This is a genomic window from Pseudomonas fluorescens Q2-87, from assembly GCF_000281895.1.
Taxonomy (GTDB): domain Bacteria; phylum Pseudomonadota; class Gammaproteobacteria; order Pseudomonadales; family Pseudomonadaceae; genus Aquipseudomonas; species Aquipseudomonas fluorescens_S.
This window is the reverse complement of sequence record NZ_CM001558.1, coordinates 4,403,085-4,422,603: the sequence shown is the minus strand read 5'-3', so window position 1 is coordinate 4,422,603 and position 19,519 is coordinate 4,403,085. Positions and strand designations below refer to the sequence as shown.

Genomic DNA, 19,519 nt, shown 5'->3' with positions numbered 1-19,519 from the left:
CGTCCGGCATGCAGAGGAACGACAGTGGACAAGTACCTTTATGTGGCAATGACCGGCGCCAGCCAGAACGCACTGGCGCAAAGGGCTCATGCCAACAACCTGGCGAACATCTCCACCAATGGTTTTCACAAAGACCTGGAGCAGGCACGGTCGATGCCGGTGTTCGGCGACAGCTTTCCGGCGCGGGCGTTTGCCCTGTCCGAGCGTCCTGCTACTGACTTCACCCCGGGTGCGCTGGTGGAAACCGGTCGTGACCTCGACGTGGCGGTCAGCGGGCCAGGCTGGATGGCCGTGCAGAATCCCGACGGCGGTGAAAGCTACGTGCGCACCGGCAGCCTCAATGTTGACGCCCTGGGCGTGCTGCGGGCCGGCAACGGCATGCCGGTGATGGGCAACGGTGGCCCGATTGCCGTGCCGCCGGAGCAGAAAATCGAAATCGGCCAGGACGGCACCATCAGTATCCGCGCCATGGGCGAAGGCCCGCGTGTGATGGCTGAAGTGGACCGTATCAAGCTGGTCAACCCGGACCTCAAGAACATGAACAAAGGCCTGGATGGCTCGATCCGTACCAAGGACGGCCAGCCGGCGCCTGTCGATGCCAACGTGCAGTTGGTATCGGGCTTCCAGGAAGCGAGCAACGTCAACGCCGTGGATGAAATGACTTCGGTGCTGGCCCTGGCCAAGCAGTTCGAGCTCCACGTCAAGATGATGAACACCGCCAAAGAAGGCGATGAGGCCATGGCTCGGGTCTTGCAAATCTAATCGTTAATTACAGCGTCGCGCCGAAAAACAGGCGTACGAGGAGAATCGAATGCTTCCGGCTCTATGGGTTGCCAAAACAGGTCTGTCCGCCCAGGACACCAACCTGACGACCATTTCCAACAACCTGGCGAACGTGTCGACCACGGGTTTCAAACGTGATCGTGCCGAGTTCCAGGACCTGCTGTACCAGGTAAAACGCCAGCCTGGCGCCCAGTCGACCCAGGACAGCGAATTGCCGTCGGGCCTGCAAGTGGGTACCGGTGTGCGCATTGTCGGCACCCAGAAAAACTTCAACGCCGGCAGCCTGCAAACCACCGAGCAACCGTTGGACATGGCCATCGACGGTCGCGGTTTCTTCCAGATCCTGCAGCCGGACGGCACCACGTCCTACACCCGTGACGGTACGTTCCACCTCGACTCCAACGGCCAGATCGTCAACGCCAGCGGTTTCGCCCTGGAACCTGCGGTCATCATCCCGAACGATGCCCAGACCTTTACCGTGGGCCGTGACGGCACCGTGTCCATCACCATTGCGGGCAACCCGGCCGCCCAGGTGATCGGCAACCTGCAGACCGCCGACTTCATCAACCCAGCCGGCCTGCAAGCGGTGGGCAACAACCTGTTCCTGGAAACCGCCGCCAGCGGTGCGCCACAAATCGGCACCCCGGGCCTGAACGGTTTCGGCACCACGCTGCAGAACACCCTGGAAACGTCCAACGTGAGCACCGTTGAGGAGATGGTCAACATGATCACCACCCAGCGCGCCTATGAGATGAACTCCAAGGTGATCTCCACCGCCGACCAGATGCTCTCGTTCGTTACGCAGAATCTGTAATCACGTCTATGGGGCGGCCTGAGGTCGCCTGCAACACCAAGAGGTAGGGTCATGAAACGCTTCGTATCTGTTCTGGCACTGAGTGGGATCACCGCACTCGCGGGCTGTGTCGCGCCGACACCCAGGCCCAATGACCCGTATTACGCTCCGGTGTTGCCGCGCACGCCATTGCCGGCCGCTGCGAACAATGGCTCGATCTACCAGGCCGGTTTCGAACAGAACCTGTACAGCGACCGCAAGGCTTTCCGGGTCGGTGACATCATCACCATCACCCTGAATGAGCGCACCCAGGCCAGCAAGAACGCCAACTCGCAATTGGACAAGACCAGCAAGACCAGCGTTGGCTTGACCTCGTTGTTCGGCTCCAGCCTGACCACCAACAACCCGATCGGTGGCAATGACCTGAGTCTCAACGCAGGCTACGGCTCCGACCGCGCCACCAAGGGCGACAGCAAGTCCGGCCAGAGCAACAGCTTGACCGGTTCGATCACCGTCACCGTTGCCGATGTATTGCCCAACGGCATCATTGTCGTGCGCGGCGAGAAGTGGCTGACCCTCAACACCGGTGACGAGCTGGTGCGCATCGCCGGCATGGTTCGCGCCGATGACATCGCCACCGACAACACGGTTTCCTCGACCCGTGTGGCTGATGCGCGCATCACTTATTCGGGCACCGGTGCGTTTGCCGATGCGAGCCAGCCAGGCTGGTTCGACCGTTTCTTCCTCAGCCCGAAGTTCCCTTTCTAGGTGGCCCAGTTGAATCTTAAGCAGCTGTTGATGGGTGCCTTGGTGATGTCGGTGGCCTTTACCGCTCAAGCCGAGCGCCTGAAGGACATCGCCAGCATTTCCGGCGTGCGTTCCAACCAGTTGATCGGCTACGGCCTGGTCGTGGGCCTCAATGGCACCGGCGACCAGACCACCCAGACCCCGTTCACCCTACAGACCTTCAACAACATGCTGTCGCAGTTCGGCATCAAGGTGCCGGCGGGTTCCGGCAACGTGCAGTTGAAGAACGTCGCGGCGGTGTCGATCAGTGCCGATCTGCCGGCGTTCGCCAAGCCTGGCCAGCAGGTGGATATCACCGTTTCGTCCATTGGTAACTCCAAGAGCCTGCGGGGCGGCACCTTGCTGTTGACGCCGCTCAAGGGGATCGACGGCAACGTCTACGCCATTGCCCAGGGCAACCTGGTGGTGGGCGGTTTCGATGCCGAGGGGCGTGATGGTTCCAAGATCACCGTCAACGTTCCGTCGGCCGGTCGCATCCCTGGCGGCGCATCGGTGGAGCGTGCGGTGCCGAGCGGTTTCAACCAGGGCAACAGCCTGACCCTGAACCTCAACCGTTCCGACTTCACCACCGCCAAGCGCATCGTCGACAAGATCAACGACATGCTCGGCCCAGGCGTGGCCCAGGCCATCGATGGCGGCTCGATCCGCGTCACCGCACCTTTGGACCCGAGCCAGCGGGTCGACTATCTGTCGATCCTGGAGAATCTCGAGGTCGACCCGGGCCAGGCAGTGGCGAAAGTCATCATCAACTCGCGTACCGGCACCATCGTGATCGGCCAGAACGTCAAGGTTTCCCCGGCCGCCGTGACCCACGGCAGCCTGACGGTGACCATCACCGAAGACCCGATCGTCAGCCAGCCTGGACCATTGTCCAACGGCCAGACCGCAGTCGTGCCGCGTTCGCGGGTCAATGCCCAGCAAGAAGCCAAGCCAATGTTCAAGTTCGGCCCGGGCACTACCCTGGATGAGATCGTCCGGGCGGTGAACCAGGTCGGCGCGGCACCGGGCGACCTGATGGCGATTCTCGAAGCCTTGAAGCAGGCCGGCGCGTTGCAAGCCGACCTGATCGTGATTTGAGGACCCGGCCATGGATATGCGCAAGGGTGCTTTGACCAGCGGCGATTCGGGTTCCTATTCGGACCTGAACCGCTTGAACCAGCTCAAGGTTGGCGACAAGAACAGCGACGGCAACCTGCGCAAGGTGGCGCAGGAATTCGAGTCGCTGTTCCTCGGCGAAATGCTCAAGTCCATGCGTTCGGCCACCGAGGCCCTGGGCAAGGACAACCCGATGAATACGCCAGAAGCCAAGCAGTATCAGGAAATGTACGACCAGCAGTTGGCCGTTTCCATGTCCCGCGAAGGCGGTGGTATCGGCCTGGCCGACGTGCTGCTGCGCCAGATGTCCAAGAACAAACCGCTGGCGCCCGGCGAAGCCGCGACGTTGTCGGCCGCCAAGCAGCAAGAGGCGTTGGACAAGGTCGCCAAGGCCGTACCAACACCGGTGGCTGCCGGAACCGTGGCTACCGATGGCCCGTTGTCGCGTACCAACGGCCAGCGGCCGCTGTGGGCTTCGCGGGCCGTGAGTGCGCCGCAAGGGGCCGAGGGTGTTCACCGCAACGACATGGAACTGCTTAACCAGCGTCGCCTGGCCCTGCCGCCCAAACTTGCCGATCGCCTGCTGGCTGGTCTGGTGCCTTCGGCCTCGGTCAATGATGTACCTGCGCAAAATCTGCTGCCTGATCGCGCCGTCGCCGCTGTCAAGCCGGCCACCGGCGAACTCGCCAATGGCGACTGGCTGGCCGCGCTCAAGGCTGCCGAGCCGAAAGGGGATATGCAGGTTTATGGACGCGCCGTGGCGCAGCCGCCGCTGGCACCGGCCCGCAAGGCCTTCCGTGATGCCGACGAATTCGTCAATGCCATGCTGCCGATGGCCAAGGAAGCCGCCGACCGCATCGGTGTCGACCCACGTTACCTGGTGGCCCAGGCGGCCCTGGAAACCGGTTGGGGTAAATCGGTCATGCGCCAACCCGATGGCAGCAGCAGCCACAACCTCTTCGGCATCAAGGCCAGCCAGGGTTGGAAGGGCGATTCGGCACGGGCAATTACCAGCGAATTCCGCAACGGCGAGATGGTCAAGGAGACGGCCGAGTTCCGTTCCTACGCCTCGTATCGCGACAGCTTCCATGACTTGGTCAATCTGCTGCAAAGCAACAGTCGCTATCAAGATGTGCTGAAGTCGGCCGATAAACCGGAACAGTTTGTACGCGAGTTGCAGAAGGCCGGTTACGCCACCGACCCCAACTACGCCAAAAAGATTTCGAATATAGCCCGGCAGATGACGAGTTACCAAAACTACGCCGCTGCAGGCGCCACCACGACTTTATAAGGTCTGAACCATGAGTTTGCTCAATATCGGGATGTCGGGTCTGTCTGCAAGCCACAGCTCGTTGCTGACCACCGGTAATAACATTGCCAACGTCGATACCGCCGGTTATTCGCGTCAGCAGACCGTGCAGACCACCAAGGCGTCCAATCAGTACGGCAACGTGTTCATCGGTTCCGGTACGACCTTGGCAGACGTGCGCCGGGTATACAGCAGCTACCTCGATGCGCAACTGCGTACTTCGACATCGCTGGACAATGACGCGCAGATCTACTTGGGGCAGGCCTCCCAGGTGGACAAATTGCTGTCTGACAGCGGCACCGGCGTAACCAAGACACTGCAGTCATTCTTCGCCTCTTTGCAGACATTGGCGGGTAACTCCAACGACAGCGCTGCGCGTCAGGCGCTGTTGACCAATGCCCAGGGTTTGAGCGGTCGCTTCAATGCCATCTCCCAGCAGTTGACCCAGCAGGGTAACTACATCAACGACCAGTTGGATTCGATGACCCAACAGGTCAACAAGCTGGCGAGCACGGTTGCCGCGTACAACCAGAAAATCAGCGACGCTACGGGCCTGGGGACGGGCAGTATGCCCAACGACTTGCTGGACCAGCGCAACGAAGCCGTTCGCCAACTTTCCGCGCTGGTTGGGACTCAGGTCACCGAAACCGACGGCAGGATGGACATCTACCTGGGCAGCGGTCAGCCGCTGGTCGTCGGCAACACCGTCAATACTTTGCAGGTGGCGGCCGACAAGAATGATCCTTCCCGTTCCTCGATCATCATGACCCGTGGCAGCTCGACGATCGACATTACCTCCGTGACCAGCGGCGGGCAGATTGGTGGCCTGCTGCGTTACCGCAACGAAGTATTGACCTCGGCGGTCAACAGCCTCGGTCGCATCGCCATGGTGGTGACCGACCAGGTCAACAGGCAACTGGGCCAGGGCCTGGACCAGAACGGTAATTTTGGTGCGGCGTTGTTCAACGACATCAACAGTGCCACGGCCATCAGCCAGCGCAGCATTGCCAATGGCAACAACAATCCCGCGTCCGGCAACCTGAACGTGACCATCAACGACACCAGCAAGCTGGCCGCCAGCGATTACCAGGTCACCTTCAACAGTGCGACGGGTTACAGCGTACTTCGCCTGTCAGACAACACCAACATGGGCGCTTTTACCCTGGGGGCAACGCCTGCTCCAGTGATTGACGGCTTCAGCCTGAGCCTTAATGCCGGACCGGTGAATGCCGGCGACACTTTCAAGATCACCCCGACCCGCAGTTCCGCTGCGGACATGAACGTTGTCATGACCGATGCCAAGACCTTGGCAACTGCGGCCCCTCTGACATCTACCAAAGCGTCTGGCAATGACGGCACCGGCGCTATTGGCCAGCCGGCCTTGTCCACGGTCCTGGACATCTATGACCCGGTCCAGCGCCTGGAAGTACAAACGGCCGTCAAGAATTCGATGCCGGTTCGCGTACTGATGACCAGTGCTACCGCCTATCAGGCATTCGATGCCAAGGGCAACAGCATCGGCACCGGCACTATCGTGCCGGGCCAGAACAACGATTTGAACATTTCAGTGCCTTATATCGATGGGGGCGGTGCTGCGAAAACGTTCAATGTCGCGATGACCCTCAGCGGCAGCCCTGCGGCGGATGACAGCTTCAACATTTCCCTGACCCCGGCCAGCAGCACTGACAACCGCAACGCGCAGGGGCTACTGGGTCTGCAAACCAAGGCCACGGTGGGCGCCAATGCCACCAGCCCCGGCGTGAGTTTCTCCGATGCCTACGGCGGACTGGTTTCGTCGGTGGGCTCGCAGGCCAAGCAAGGCCAGCTCGATGCCACGGCTACCGGCACCATCCTGACCCAGGCGCGCAGTTCCCGTGACTCGATGTCGGGCGTCGATCTCGATGAGGAGACCGGCAACCTGGTCAAGTACCAGCAGTATTACTCGGCTTCTTCGCAGATCATCAAGGCTGCGCAGGAAACTTTCAGCACTCTGATCAACGCCCTATAAGGAGCCGTAAACATGCGTATTTCTACAGCACAATACTATGCACAGACGGCGGCCAACTATCAGCGCAACTTCAACAACGTGGTCAAGACCGCCGAGCAGGCCAGCAGTGGCGTAAAGCTGGAAACGGCAGCCGATGATCCTGTCGGTGCGGCCCGCCTGCTGCAACTCGATCAGCAAAAAGCCATGCTCGGCCAGTACACCACCAACATCAGTACGCTGAACACCGCCCAAGCCCAGGAAGAAGCCGTCCTGGACAGCATCAACAATGTGCTGCAAAAGGTCAGTGAGTTGACCGTGCGTGCCGGTGGCGGCTCGTTGAACGATGACGATCGCAAGTCCATTGCCGCCGAACTCGGTGCGTCGGAAGACCAGCTACTGAGCCTGATGAACAGCAAGGATGCCAACGGTAAATTCATTTTTTCCGGCGCCAGCAACAACACTGAGCCTTTCGTGCGCAACAGCGATGGCACCTACAGCTATCAGGGCGACCAGACTCAGTTGCAACTGAAGATCGGTGACTCGATGTCGCTGGGGCTCAACGATACCGGCTGGGACGTGTTCCAACAGGCAGTCAACGCCAGTCGCAGCACTTCGACAATGACCGCGCCGGCGGTCGATGACGGTCGCGTAGCCCTGTCCAAAGGCTTGGTCACGTCGGGTCCGAGCTTCGATGCGAACTTCCGCAGCGGCCAACCCTACACGCTGTCGTTTACCAGCAGTACGCAGTTCGTGATTACCGATGGCTTGGGTAATGACGTGACCGCCGAGGCGAGTCAGGCTGGGGTGTTCGATCCGAAGAAAGAAGGCGGTTCCGACATCAATTTCCGAGGTGTGTTGTTCAAGCTGGACATCACTTTCCAGCCCGGTGACAACCCCGCTGACTCCGCCGCTGCCGACGCGGTGATTGCCGGCCACAGCTTCCAGTTGGCAGCCAAGCCAGACAGCTTTGTCGCCAACCGTGCCCCGGGCAACGGATCGACGGCTGTGGTCAGCCAGGCCTCGGTGACGAACGCAGCGGACTACAAGAGCTTTTTCCCGGAAGGCGGAGCAGTTCTCAAATTCACCAGCCCGACAACGTTCGACCTGTACGCCCGGCCTTTAACCAGCACCAGCACGCCGGTTTCTTCCGGCGCCGTGGCGGCGGGTGTAGCGACAGCAGCAGGTGTCAGCTTTACTCTCGGTGGCGGCGCACCCGCTGCAGGCGATCAGTTTGATGTGGCGGTCAATACCCACCAGACCCAGAACGTGCTCGACACCATCAGTCAGTTGCGCCAGGCACTGCAGACGCCGACGCAGGGCAACGCCACTGCACAACGGTCCCTGGAAGACACTATCGCCTCGGCCCTGTCCAACCTGAGCAGCGCCAAGAATCAGGTCGACCTGGCCCGGGGCGCCATCGGTGCCCGGGGTAATGTGATGGACATGCAGAGCGAGCAGAACCAGAGCACCAGCCTGATCAACGATTCGACCCAGAACGGCATCAAGAACACCGATCCTGCGGAAGTACTGACCCGCCTGACGTTGCAACAGACCATGCTTCAAGCGGCGCAATTGGCCTTCTCGAAGATTTCCCAGTTGGGCCTGTTCAATAAGCTTTGAGTCGGTCTTGACCGCTCGCGGCCAGCCTCTCTAACAGGAGGCTGGTTTTTTTTTGAGTTTTTTTGACGATATGACCATTTGTCGGGCCGTGGTGCGGAACTTGCAATCCGGTTCCAGTCGCTCATTGAGCGTCAAGTTTCCATACGACTGTCATCAAGCCTGTATTGACTGACGACAGGGATGGCACGAAATCCAAGGGAGAGGGATACCAGTTGAAACCCCATAACGCCGTCAGTGCGCCTATTGTCGCGCCTTCATTGAAATCGTTACTGCGTCGGGGCCTGCTCGGCGCTGCGCTGTTCTCCGGTGTGATCAATATTCTGGCGCTGATTGGCCCGGTGTTCATGTTGGAAGTGTATGACCGGGTCATTCCGAGCCAGAGCGTGCCGACATTGATAGCGCTGGGTTTGCTGGCGTTGGGGGTCTATGCGCTTTCGGGGTTGCTGGATGTCATTCGCTCCCGTGTCATGGTGCGAATCGCTTCTTCGCTGGATCTGGCACTGTCCACCCAGGTCTTCAAGGTGATTGCCGGTGCGTCGCTGAAAACGCCGATTACTGGCGATGCCCTGAAACCGGCCCAGGAACTGGACCAGATCCGGAACTTCATAGGCGGTCCGGGTCTGGTGGCGTTTTTCGATTTGCCCTGGATGCCGGTTTACCTCGCGGTGTGCTTTTACATTCATCCGCTGTTCGGTCTTTTGGCCGCCGGCCTGATGGTCATCCTCATCGCGCTGACCGTAACCACTGACCGGCAAACCCGCAAACTGATGCAGGCTTCGGCTGATGCACTGAACAAGCGCAATCATCTGGGCCAGCAAGCCCACCAGAACGCCGAGGCCCTCAAGGCCATGGGCATGTTGGCTAACACGTCGAATGTCTGGCAGAAGAATCACAGCACCTTCATCACCCTGCAACGACGCTCGATCGACATCGGTGGTTTTTACGGTGGCATTTCCAAAACCCTGCGCCAGATCGTCCAGTCGTCCGCCCTGGCGCTGGGGGCGTGGCTGGTGATCAAGGGGGACATGAGCGGCGGCACGATGATCGCAGCCTCGATTATTGTGGCGCGGACCCTGGCGCCGGCGGAGCAGGTGATTGCCACGTGGCGCAGCCTGTTGGGTGCCCAGATTGCTTGGAAGAAGTTGCTGGAAGTGTTTTCCATGTTCCCGGATGCCCAGAGCAAGACCGAGCTGCCCGTTGCCCATCGCAGTTTGCAGGTCGAAAGTATTTTTGCTGCGCCGCCCGGCGCGCAGCGCCTGACCTTGCAGAATATAAACTTCATGGTCGCCGCAGGCACCGCCGTTGGCGTGGTGGGGCCGAGTGCATCGGGCAAGTCGTCATTGGCGCGCGTGCTGGTCAACGCCTGGGCGCCGGCGCGGGGGCATGTCCGGCTCGATGGGGCGCCGTTGGACCTGCTGACCGAGCAGGCTCGCGGCAAGCTGATCGGTTATCTGCCGCAGAGCGTTGGTTTGTTCACTGGAACCGTCGCCCAGAACATCGCCCGGCTAGATCCTTCGGCACTGGACAGCGCGATTGTCAGCGCTGCGCAATTGGCCGGGGTTCATGAGCTGATCCTGCAGTTACCCCAAGGCTATGAAACCCAAGTGGGCGAGGGTGGGGTCAACCTCTCGGCCGGCCAACGCCAACGGGTGGCCCTGGCCAGGGCATTGTTTGGTGATCCGTTCCTGGTGGTCTTGGACGAGCCGAATTCAAACCTCGATGCCGAAGGCGAACAGGCGCTGGCCAAGGCCATCCTGGCGCTCAAGGCCCGTGGCGCAATCGTGGTGGTGATTGCCCATCGCACCAATATTCTGGCAGTGATCGATCAGGTACTGATCCTCGAAAACGGCGTGCAAGTCGCTTACGGCCCCAGGGATGTCGTCCTTAAACGACCTCCCGTAGCGCCTCCCAAGCCTTCCAATAATGTGGTGGAACTGGGAGCGTCGAACTGATGCATACCGATCAAGAAGTCACCCTGACCGCTTCCTTGTCCCGTCATCTGCGCTGGGGGGCGATCTCATTGGTGGTGCTGCTCGGTGGAGGGTTGACCTGGGCGGTGTGCACCAATCTGTCCGGCGCAGTGATCGCCACGGGCGTGGTGGCTGTGGAGGGGAGCGTCAAGACTATCCAGCATCCTACCGGCGGCGTCGTCGCCGAACTCCTGGTCAAGGAAGGGCAGGCAGTCGCTGCGGGGGACGTGCTGTTGCGCCTCGATGCCACATTGCCCGCTGCCAGCCAGGCCATCGTCAGTAAATCATTGAACCAGGCCTGGGCCCGTCTGGCTCGCCTGGAGGCCGAGCGGGACAATGCCAGCGAAGTGGCGATACCCCAAGAGTTGTTGACCCGCATGAGTGTGGATGAGGCCAAGGCTGTAATGGCCATCGAGCAGCAACTGTTCCTCGACCGCCGGGCTTCCCGCGAAGGCCAGAAGAAGCAGCTGCGTGAGCGTGTCCAGCAGCTCAACGAAACCATTGCCGGCCACGACATCCAGCAGAAAACCAAGCAAGAAGAAATCGAGCTGATCGACAGCGAATACCAGGCCGTCAAGAAACTGTTCGACAAAGGCATGATGACCCTCGACCGGGTCAATGCCTTGGCCCGGGGGATTGCCCGGCTGCGTGGGGAGCGGGGCCAGCTGATGGCCTCCATTGCCGAAGCGCGGGGCAAGATCGCCGAAACCGAATTGCAACGCCTTCAGGTTGACCAGACCTTCCGCAGTGAGGTGTCCCAGGAGTTGCGTGATCTGCTTGCCCGGCAGGGTGAGTTGATCGAGCGGGAAATCACTGCCAGCGACCAGCTCAAGCGCGTCGACATCATCTCGCCTATTGCCGGCCGCGTGCAGCAATTGGCGGTGCACACCATTGGCGGCGTGATTTCCCCTGCCGAAGGGTTGATGCAAATCGTCCCCGCCGATGATGAATTGCTGGTGGAGGCGAAAATCAGCGCCCAGGACATCGATCAACTGACGGTCGGGCAGTCGGCAATCTTGCGATTGAGCGCCTTCAACCGCAGCACCACGCCGGAACTGACCGGCACCGTGGTGCGCCTGTCAGCGGACTTGATTCAGGACGAACGTACCGGAATTGGCTTTTACCGGGCGGGCATCAAGATTCCTAAAAGTGAGTTGGCAAAACTCCAAGGGCTTGCCCTGGTGCCGGGGATGCCCGTGGAGTCGATGATCCAGACCGGCTCCAGGAACGTCATGTCTTATTTGCTTAAACCGATCAGCGATCATGCTCAGCGGGCCTTCCGGGAAGGATGAGGCTCTGCTGAATCAGCAGCGCGCAACCGAATCATCAACAGGGCAAGGAAGAAAAAATGGCAGTGATTAATGGGACATCGGGTACGGACACTCTGGTTGGTACTACGAGTGCGGATCAGCTATATGGGTTGGAAGGAAACGACTCGCTGAGCGGTGGAGACGGCAACGATTGGCTAGAGGGCGGGGCGGGGGCTGACGTGCTGAATGGCGGAACCGGCACCGATACGGCGTCCTATTCGAATTCAGCCCTAGGAGTCACTGTAAACCTGATTACCGGGGTTGGCCTGGATGGGGATGCGCAGGGCGATACATTGGCCGGCATCGAAGTCGTGGTGGGCTCGTCTTTCAACGACACGCTGATCTCCCAGACCAATGGACATTCCCTACAGGGGGGGAGCGGTGACGACGTATACCTCGTCAGTGGGATAGGCGTGACTGTCTACGAGATAGCTGGCGGGGGAAACGATGAAGTACGTACGACGCTCGGGGACCTGACGTTGGCGGCCAACGTTGAGCGCCTGACCTACACCGGCACGGGCAACTTCATCGGTCGGGGCAACGCTGCGGACAACGTCATCAGCGGCGGTGCGGGTAACGACCTCCTGATCGGTGGCAATGGTGCGGACCAGCTGAATGGCGGCGCTGGGATTGACATCGTCAGTTACGAAGATTCGGCCGGCGTGACCCTGAACCTGAAAACCGGCGTACACACCGGTTTCGCAGCGGGCGATACATTCAGCGGCGTCGAAACCTTTCGGGGATCGACCGCTGGCGACACGTTCTATGCCAGTGCTGCTGCCGACAACCTGGATGGTTATACGGGGACCGATATTCTTTCCTACGTGCAGTCGGACCAGGGCATCAATATCACGATAACTTCCGCAGCAGTGGGGACCGGTCAGGGGGGAGATGCGCAAGGCGACACGTTCAATAGCTTTGAGAGAATTATCGGTTCGAACTATGACGATGTATTCAATAGCGCAGTAGGCAGTACCGATTTCTGGGGCGGTGGCGGTAATGACCTATACATTATCAACGGCACTGCTAGTCAGTTTGTGCGGGAGTTTGCTGGTGGCGGTGACGATGAAGTGCGAACTAACCAAGCTAACGTGACACTGGCGGCGGAGGTCGAACGCATGACCTATACCGGCGCGAGCAGTTTCACTGGCCGCGGCAACGCTTCGGATAACGTCATCACCGGGGGGGCGGGTAACGATCTTTTGTTCGGTGGTGATGGTGCGGACCAATTGATTGGCGGTGCCGGCGCTGACATCGTTAGCTATGAGGACGCAGGCAGCGTGACCCTAAACCTGAAAACCGGCGTACACACAGGTTTTGCGAAGGGGGATACGTTTACCGGTATTGAAACGTTTAGAGGCTCTACATCTGACGATACTTTTTACGCCAGCGCCGCTGCTGACAACCTGGATGGTTATACGGGTACCGACATGCTCTCCTACACGCAATCGGAACAGGGCGTGAGCATCGCCTTGACCTCTGCTACGACAGGGATCGGGTCTGGGGGCGATGCCCAAGGCGACACGTTCAGTGGCTTCGAGAGAATTACCGGTTCGAACTATGATGATGTATTCAGTACCACGCTTGGCGTTACTGAGTTTTATGGTGGTGGCGGCGACGACGTTTATATCTTCAATGGCGCTGCTAACCACACTGTGCGGGAGTTTGCCGGTGGCGGTGACGATGAGGTACGTAGCAATCAGGCCAACGTGACCCTGACCTCGGAAGTCGAGCGCTTGACCTTTACTGGAACGGGTAATTTTCGTGGAACTGGCAACGCCTCGGATAACATCATCAACGGCGGCACCGGTAACGATACCCTGATCGGTGGTAACGGTGCGGACCAACTGATTGGCGGTGCTGGCGTTGACACCGTCAGTTACGAAGACTCGGGTGGCGTGACGCTGAATCTGAAAACCGGCGTACACACCGGGTTTGCGAAAGGCGACACCTTCAGTGGTATCGAGACTTTTCGAGGCTCGACCATCGACGACACGTTTTATGCTAGTGCCGCGGCTGACACCCTGGACGGTTATTCCGGTACTGACATGCTGTCTTATTCGCAGTCGGAACAGGGCGTGAGCATCACCATGACCTCTGCGACGTCGGGGACTGGGTTGGGTGGCGACGCTCAGGGTGATACGTTCAGTGGCTTTGAAAAAATTACCGGCTCCAGCTATGACGATGTATTCAGCACCACGTTTAACGCGACTGAATTTTATGGCGGTGGCGGTAATGACGTTTACATCATCAATGCTCCCAGCCAAATCGTGCGGGAGTTTGCCGGTGGCGGTGACGATGAGGTGCGCACCAATTATGCCACCGTGGCCTTGGCTACAGAGGTAGAGCGCCTCACCTATACCGGCGCAAGCAACTTTACCGGCCGCGGCAATGCCTCGGACAACATCATCACCGGTGGCGCGGGCAACGACCTTCTGATCGGTGGTAACGGTGCGGACCAACTGATTGGCGGTGCCGGCGTTGACATCGTCAGTTACGAAGACTCGGGTGGCGTGACCCTGAACTTGAAAACCGGCGTACATACCGGGTTTGCGAAAGGCGACACCTTCAGTGGTATCGAGACGTTTCGAGGCTCGACGATCGACGACACGTTTTATGCCAGTGCCGCGGCTGACAACCTGGACGGCTACTCCGGTACAGACATGCTGTCTTATTCGCAGTCGGAACAGGGCGTGAACATCACCATGACCTCTGCTACAGCGGGGGTTGGATTGGGGGGCGATGCTCAGGGCGACACGTTCAATGGCTTTGAGAGGATTACTGGTTCCAACTATGACGATGTATTCAGCACCACTTTTAATACGACTGAGTTTTATGGCGGTGGTGGTAACGATGTTTATGTCATCAATGCTCCCAGTCAACTTGTGCGAGAGTTGGCCGGTGGCGGTGACGATGAGGTGCGCACCAATTATGCCACCGTGGCCCTGGCGACAGAGGTGGAGCGTCTCACCTATACCGGCGCAAGCAACTTTACTGGTCGCGGCAACGCCTCGGACAACGTCATTACCGGTGGTGCGGGTAACGATCTGCTGATTGGTGGTAACGGAGCGGATCAATTGATTGGCGGCGCGGGTATTGACATCGCGAGTTACGAAGATTCAGGTGGCGTAACGCTGAATCTAAAAACCGGCGTACACACCGGGTTTGCAAAGGGCGATACCTTCAGCGATATCGAAACGTTCCGAGGCTCAACCATCGACGACACGTTTTATGCCAGTGCCGCAGCTGACACCCTGGACGGTTATTCCGGTACTGACATGCTCTCTTACACGCAGTCGGAACAGGGGGTGAGCATCACCATGACCTCTGCTACGGCGGGGATGGGGTCGGGTGGCGATGCCCAAGGCGACACGTTCAGTAGCTTCGAAAGAATTACCGGCTCGAACTATGACGATGTCTTCAGCACCACACTGGGTACGAACGAATTTTACGGTGGTGGCGGTAACGATCTTTACATCATCAACGGCACAGCCAGCCAGTTCGTTCGGGAATCTGCCGGTGGCGGTGACGATGAAGTGCGTACCAACCAGACCAACGTGACTCTGGCCACGGAAGTCGAGCGCTTGACCTTCACCGGCACGGGCAACTTCATCGGGCGCGGCAACGTTTCGGACAACATCATCACCAGCGGTGCGGGGAATGATCTTCTGTTCGGTGGCGCGGGTGCGGATAAATTCTTCGGCGGCGAGGGAGCCGATACCGTCAGTTACGCTGACAGCACTGCGGGTGTCACCATCAATATCCAAACCGGCATCCACACCGGCATCGCGGCAGGCGATACCTACGACAGCATCGAATCCATCACCGGTTCCAACTTCAGTGATGTATTTGTCGGTGATGCAGGCATCAACGTTTTCAATGGCGGCACCGGCATGGACATGCTGAGTTTTGCTAGCGAGAGTTCAGGCATCACGCTGGATCTGAGTGCGCCGTTGCTGACGGGAGTCGCGGCGGGTGATAGCTACACCTCCATCGAGATTTTCCAGGGGACTGCTCAGGCTGATACGTTCACTGGAAGTGCTGGGGCTGCGGAAAACTTCATCGGTGGCGGGGGGGCTGACACGCTTAATGGCTCGGGCCTTGGCGACGGTGCCTGGTACCTGACCAGCAGCGCTGGTGTGCAGATCGACCTGCTGGCAGGAACCACGTCGGGCGGTGATGCGCAAGGCGACGTGTTGGCCAATATCGATAATCTGATCGGTTCGCAGTTCAGCGACACCCTGACAGGCAATGCCAACGCCAACAAACTGGAAGGTGGGGCGGGTGACGATTTGCTCTATGGCGGCGATGGCGATGACTTTATCTATGGCGGTACCGTCACGGATACCAGCGCCCTTGCGTTGCCCCCTTCTGGCAACGAGGCCGATACGCTTTTGGGTGGCAATGGCAACGACACCATGCGCAGCAGCAACTACGACACCGGCAGTGTGCTGTACGGCGAGGCCGGCAACGACTCGTTGACAGTCACCTCTGGTATTGCCGATGGCGGCGATGGCAGCGACACCCTGACGGGGAACGGCTATGGCTATCAACTGCGAGGCGGTGCGGGTTTCGATACCTTTAATATGAATGCATCAGGTGAAGCCTATGGCGGGGAGGGTGGTGATACTTACCGAGTGCAATCATCCTCCAGTGTGCTGATCAAAGACGATGGCACTTCTGGCCGTGATTTGATACAGCTCCTGAACATCAAGTCCTACGCGGATGTGATGGTCCAGACGGATGGCACCAACGCTTTCATTTTCAATGCTGTGGAATGGAATGCAGGCCATCAGGACAATGCGGTCATTCTGGCCGACTGGTATGCCGGCTCCAACACCATTGAGTCGTTTCAGACCGCCAACGGGGATACATTCACTATTCCCGTTTAACCCTGACTTAAACTGCGGCTGTCAGTGACACTTGGCAGCCAAAACCGCACAAGAAGCCCCTCTCAATGAGGGGCTTCTTTATGGGTTTTGGGAGGTGTGATGAGACCGGGCGGAGCATTGCGCGGGCCACAAAATCAAATAAAGCCCCGCTCCCGGAGTGACCTGCCAGTCAAAACGCGCATCTTCACTGTATCCTGTCTGCGGGCGGTGAAGGTGGTGGGGCCTTTTTAGCCTCCGACGTTGCCTCTTCTGGGGCCAATCCCTGACTGTAGACGCCCTCGATTCAGCGAGCGGCGGTGTTCAGCTGTTTATTATTGGGAAGCCATAATGATTGGCATAAAAAATATAGCGAGTTACGTGCCGGCGGCCGGGGTTGATAACTACGCCCAAGGTGCAAAGTTCGACAAGGACGAAACCTTCATCCTTGGCAAGATTGGCTCGGCATTTCTGCCGCGCAAGGGCGCTGAGCAGGAAACTTCCGATCTGTGTGTCGAAGCAGTCAACGCACTGTTTGCCGCCAGCCCTGAACTCAAGCGTGAGTCCATCGATTGCCTGATCGTGGTCACCCAAAACGGTGATGAGGAAGGCTTGCCGCACACGGCCGCAATCGTTCAGGACAAGCTGGGCCTGCCAACTCATGTCGCCGCCTTTGACATTTCCCTGGGTTGTTCCGGGTACGTCTATGGCATCTATGCGCTCAAGGGCTTCATGGAGGCGACAGGGCTGAAGAATGGCCTGCTGGTGACCGCCGACCCGTATTCCAAGATCGTCGATCCGGAAGACCGTAACACCACCATGCTGTTCGGCGATGCCGCCACCGCGACCTGGATGGGTGAAAGCGCTGTCTGGCAACTGGGCAAGTCGAAGTTCGGTACCGATGGTTCCGGCGCTCCGCATCTCAAGGTCAGCGATGGTGTGTTCTTCATGAACGGCCGCCAGGTTTTCAACTTCGCCTTGATCAAAGTCCCGGCGCATTTGCATGAATTGCTGGACGAATCCAACTTGCAGGCCGGCGATATCGATGCCTTCTGTATCCACCAGGGCAGCGCAGCCATCGTTGACGCCGTGGCGCGTCGTTTCGATGAGAGTGGTTCGGCCCAGTTCGTCAAGGACATGCTCGAGACCGGCAACACGGTGTCATCGAGCATTCCGCTGTTGCTGCAGAATCACATGTTCGATTCCAAATGGACCCGCGTGGCCATCAGCGGCTTCGGTGTAGGGCTGTCGTGGGGCTCGGCGATTCTCTATCGCGGCTGATCCGACCTCCTCCGCTGCAATGAAAAACGCCCGGGAACGAAAGTTTCCGGGCGTTTTGCGTTTTTCTGGCGCCAATAAATAACGCTAAAGCCTTGAAAATAAAGGGCTGGCACGCTGCCACTAAAAATATCCAAAAATTCCCTCAAGCAAAGCACCTTCACGACGATAACTAGTATGTAGGTTCTCTAGGCCACACCCGACGGATGTCAGGGCCGGAAGCCGCAGTATCCATCCAACGAGGATTTCGTCATGGCTTTAACAGTAAACACCAACATTGCATCGTTGACCGTTCAGAACAACCTGAACAAGGCTTCCGCCGCTCAGCAAACTTCGATGCAACGCCTGTCTTCCGGTCTGCGTATCAACAGCGCAAAAGACGACGCAGCTGGCCTGCAGATCTCCAACCGTCTGACCAGCCAGATCAACGGCCTGGGCACTGCGATCAAGAACGCCGGTGACGGTATCTCCATCGCACAGACTGCTGAAGGTGCGATGCAAGAATCCACCAACATCCTGCAGAAAATGCGTACCCTGGCTCTGGCTTCCGCGAACGGCTCGCCAAGCGCCGATGACCGTAAGTCGAACAACTCCGAATACGCCGCTCTGACCGCTGAGCTGAGCCGTATCGCTACCACCACTACCTTCGGTGGTCGCAAGATCCTCGACGGTTCGTTCGGTACCACCGCTTTCCAAGTGGGCGCCAACGCTAACGAAACCATCAACATGAGCCTGGGCGACGTGTCGGCCAACAACATCGGCTCCCAGCAGTTGAAAAGCGTTGCCATCGCGCCAAGCGCTACCGGTGTTGCCGCTGGTGCGATCGCCATCACTGGTGGTGGCCAGACCGCTAACATCAACGTAGCTGCCGGTCAGTCGGCCAAGGCTACCGCTGCGCAACTGAACGGCGCTATCGGCGGCCTGGCGGCTACCGCCAGCACCGAAGTCAAGTTCGGCGTGAACACCGCAGCCATCACTGGCGCTGTTCCAGGCACTGCAAACTTCAGCATCCAGGTAGGTTCGGGTACTGCGGTCAACCTCGTCGGCGTAACCGACACCGCCGGCCTGGCTGACCAACTGAAGTCCAACGCCGCTAAACTGGGCATCAGCGTTAACTTCAACGCCACCACCAACAACCTGGAAATCAAGTCCGACACCGGTGAGAACATCACCTTCAACTCGGCTGACCTCAGTGCCGCTGCTGGTATCACTGTTGCTGCCAAAGACGGCTCTGGTAACTACGGCGCAGCTGTTGCCGCTACCGCTGGTGCTCTGCAAGTGACTGGTGCTGTTTCCCTGAACTCCACCAACAGCTACTCGATGAACGGCGCTGGTGCTACCGGTCTGTTCGTAGCCGCCGGTACTACCGTCAGCTCGACCAAAACCGTAGTCAGCAACACCGACGTGACCACTGCTGCCAACGCGCAGAACGCTGTAGATGTGATCACCCAGGCCATTGCCAACATCGACTCCCAGCGTGCTGACCTCGGTGCTGTACAAAACCGTTTCGACAGCACCGTAGCTAACCTGCGCAGCATCTCGGACAACTCCACCGCTGCTCGTGGTGTGGTCCAGGACGTCGACTTCGCGTCGGAAACTGCTCAGCTGACCAAGCAACAAACCCTGCAACAGGCTTCCACTGCGATCCTGTCTCAGGCTAACCAGCTGCCATCCGCTGTACTGAAGCTGCTTCAGTAAT

At 59.0% G+C, this 19,519-nt stretch carries 12 protein-coding genes; all 12 read left to right on the top strand.

Going from position 1 to position 19,519, the window contains the following annotated elements; translation table 11 throughout:
- The first annotated feature begins 24 nt into the window (after positions 1-24).
- The 12 genes from PFLQ2_RS08405 (at position 25) to PFLQ2_RS08455 (ending at position 19,518) form a co-directional block, all read left to right on the top strand.
- Positions 25-762 (top strand): flagellar basal body rod protein FlgF, encoded by a 738-nt coding sequence (locus PFLQ2_RS08405; RefSeq protein ID WP_003184081.1) that lies wholly within the window; start codon positions 25-27, stop codon positions 760-762.
- 49 nt (positions 763-811) lie between these two features.
- Positions 812-1,597, top strand: coding sequence for a flagellar basal-body rod protein FlgG (flgG, locus tag PFLQ2_RS08410; RefSeq protein ID WP_003184079.1), 786 nt, complete (start codon positions 812-814; stop codon positions 1,595-1,597).
- A 51-nt stretch (positions 1,598-1,648) separates the two neighbouring features.
- Positions 1,649-2,344 carry a flagellar basal body L-ring protein FlgH gene (gene flgH / locus PFLQ2_RS08415; RefSeq protein ID WP_003184077.1) on the top strand — a complete coding sequence of 232 codons (696 nt, stop codon included), beginning with the start codon at positions 1,649-1,651 and terminating at the stop codon, positions 2,342-2,344.
- 30 nt (positions 2,345-2,374) lie between these two features.
- Positions 2,375-3,460 (top strand): flagellar basal body P-ring protein FlgI, encoded by a 1,086-nt coding sequence (locus PFLQ2_RS08420; RefSeq protein ID WP_033046192.1) that lies wholly within the window; start codon positions 2,375-2,377, stop codon positions 3,458-3,460.
- A 10-nt stretch (positions 3,461-3,470) separates the two neighbouring features.
- On the top strand, positions 3,471-4,769 hold the full coding sequence (flgJ, locus tag PFLQ2_RS08425) for a flagellar assembly peptidoglycan hydrolase FlgJ (protein WP_003184073.1): 1,299 nt from the start codon (positions 3,471-3,473) through the stop codon (positions 4,767-4,769).
- Positions 4,770-4,779: 10 nt separating this feature from the next.
- The gene (gene flgK / locus PFLQ2_RS08430) at positions 4,780-6,795 is read left to right on the top strand and encodes a flagellar hook-associated protein FlgK (RefSeq protein ID WP_003184071.1); all 2,016 of its coding nucleotides are present in this window, start codon (positions 4,780-4,782) and stop codon (positions 6,793-6,795) included.
- Between the two features lie 12 nt (positions 6,796-6,807).
- A complete protein-coding gene (locus PFLQ2_RS08435) occupies positions 6,808-8,394 on the top strand; it encodes a flagellar hook-associated protein 3 (RefSeq protein WP_003184069.1) in 1,587 nt (528 codons plus the stop codon).
- Between the two features lie 212 nt (positions 8,395-8,606).
- Complete coding sequence (locus tag PFLQ2_RS08440; RefSeq protein WP_003184067.1) at positions 8,607-10,346, top strand: type I secretion system permease/ATPase; 1,740 nt, start codon at positions 8,607-8,609, stop codon at positions 10,344-10,346.
- Complete coding sequence (locus tag PFLQ2_RS08445; protein ID WP_003184066.1) at positions 10,346-11,656, top strand: HlyD family type I secretion periplasmic adaptor subunit; 1,311 nt, start codon at positions 10,346-10,348, stop codon at positions 11,654-11,656. Before PFLQ2_RS08440 ends, PFLQ2_RS08445 begins: the two co-directional genes overlap by 1 nt.
- Before the next feature lie 56 nt (positions 11,657-11,712).
- Positions 11,713-16,566, top strand: coding sequence for a beta strand repeat-containing protein (locus PFLQ2_RS30020; RefSeq protein WP_003184064.1), 4,854 nt, complete (start codon positions 11,713-11,715; stop codon positions 16,564-16,566).
- Positions 16,567-16,893: 327 nt separating this feature from the next.
- Positions 16,894-17,823: a ketoacyl-ACP synthase III gene (locus PFLQ2_RS08450; protein WP_003184062.1), complete on the top strand. Its 930-nt coding sequence runs from the start codon at positions 16,894-16,896 to the stop codon at positions 17,821-17,823.
- 249 nt (positions 17,824-18,072) lie between these two features.
- A complete protein-coding gene (locus PFLQ2_RS08455) occupies positions 18,073-19,518 on the top strand; it encodes a flagellin (RefSeq protein WP_003184060.1) in 1,446 nt (481 codons plus the stop codon).
- Position 19,519 lies beyond the last annotated feature (1 nt).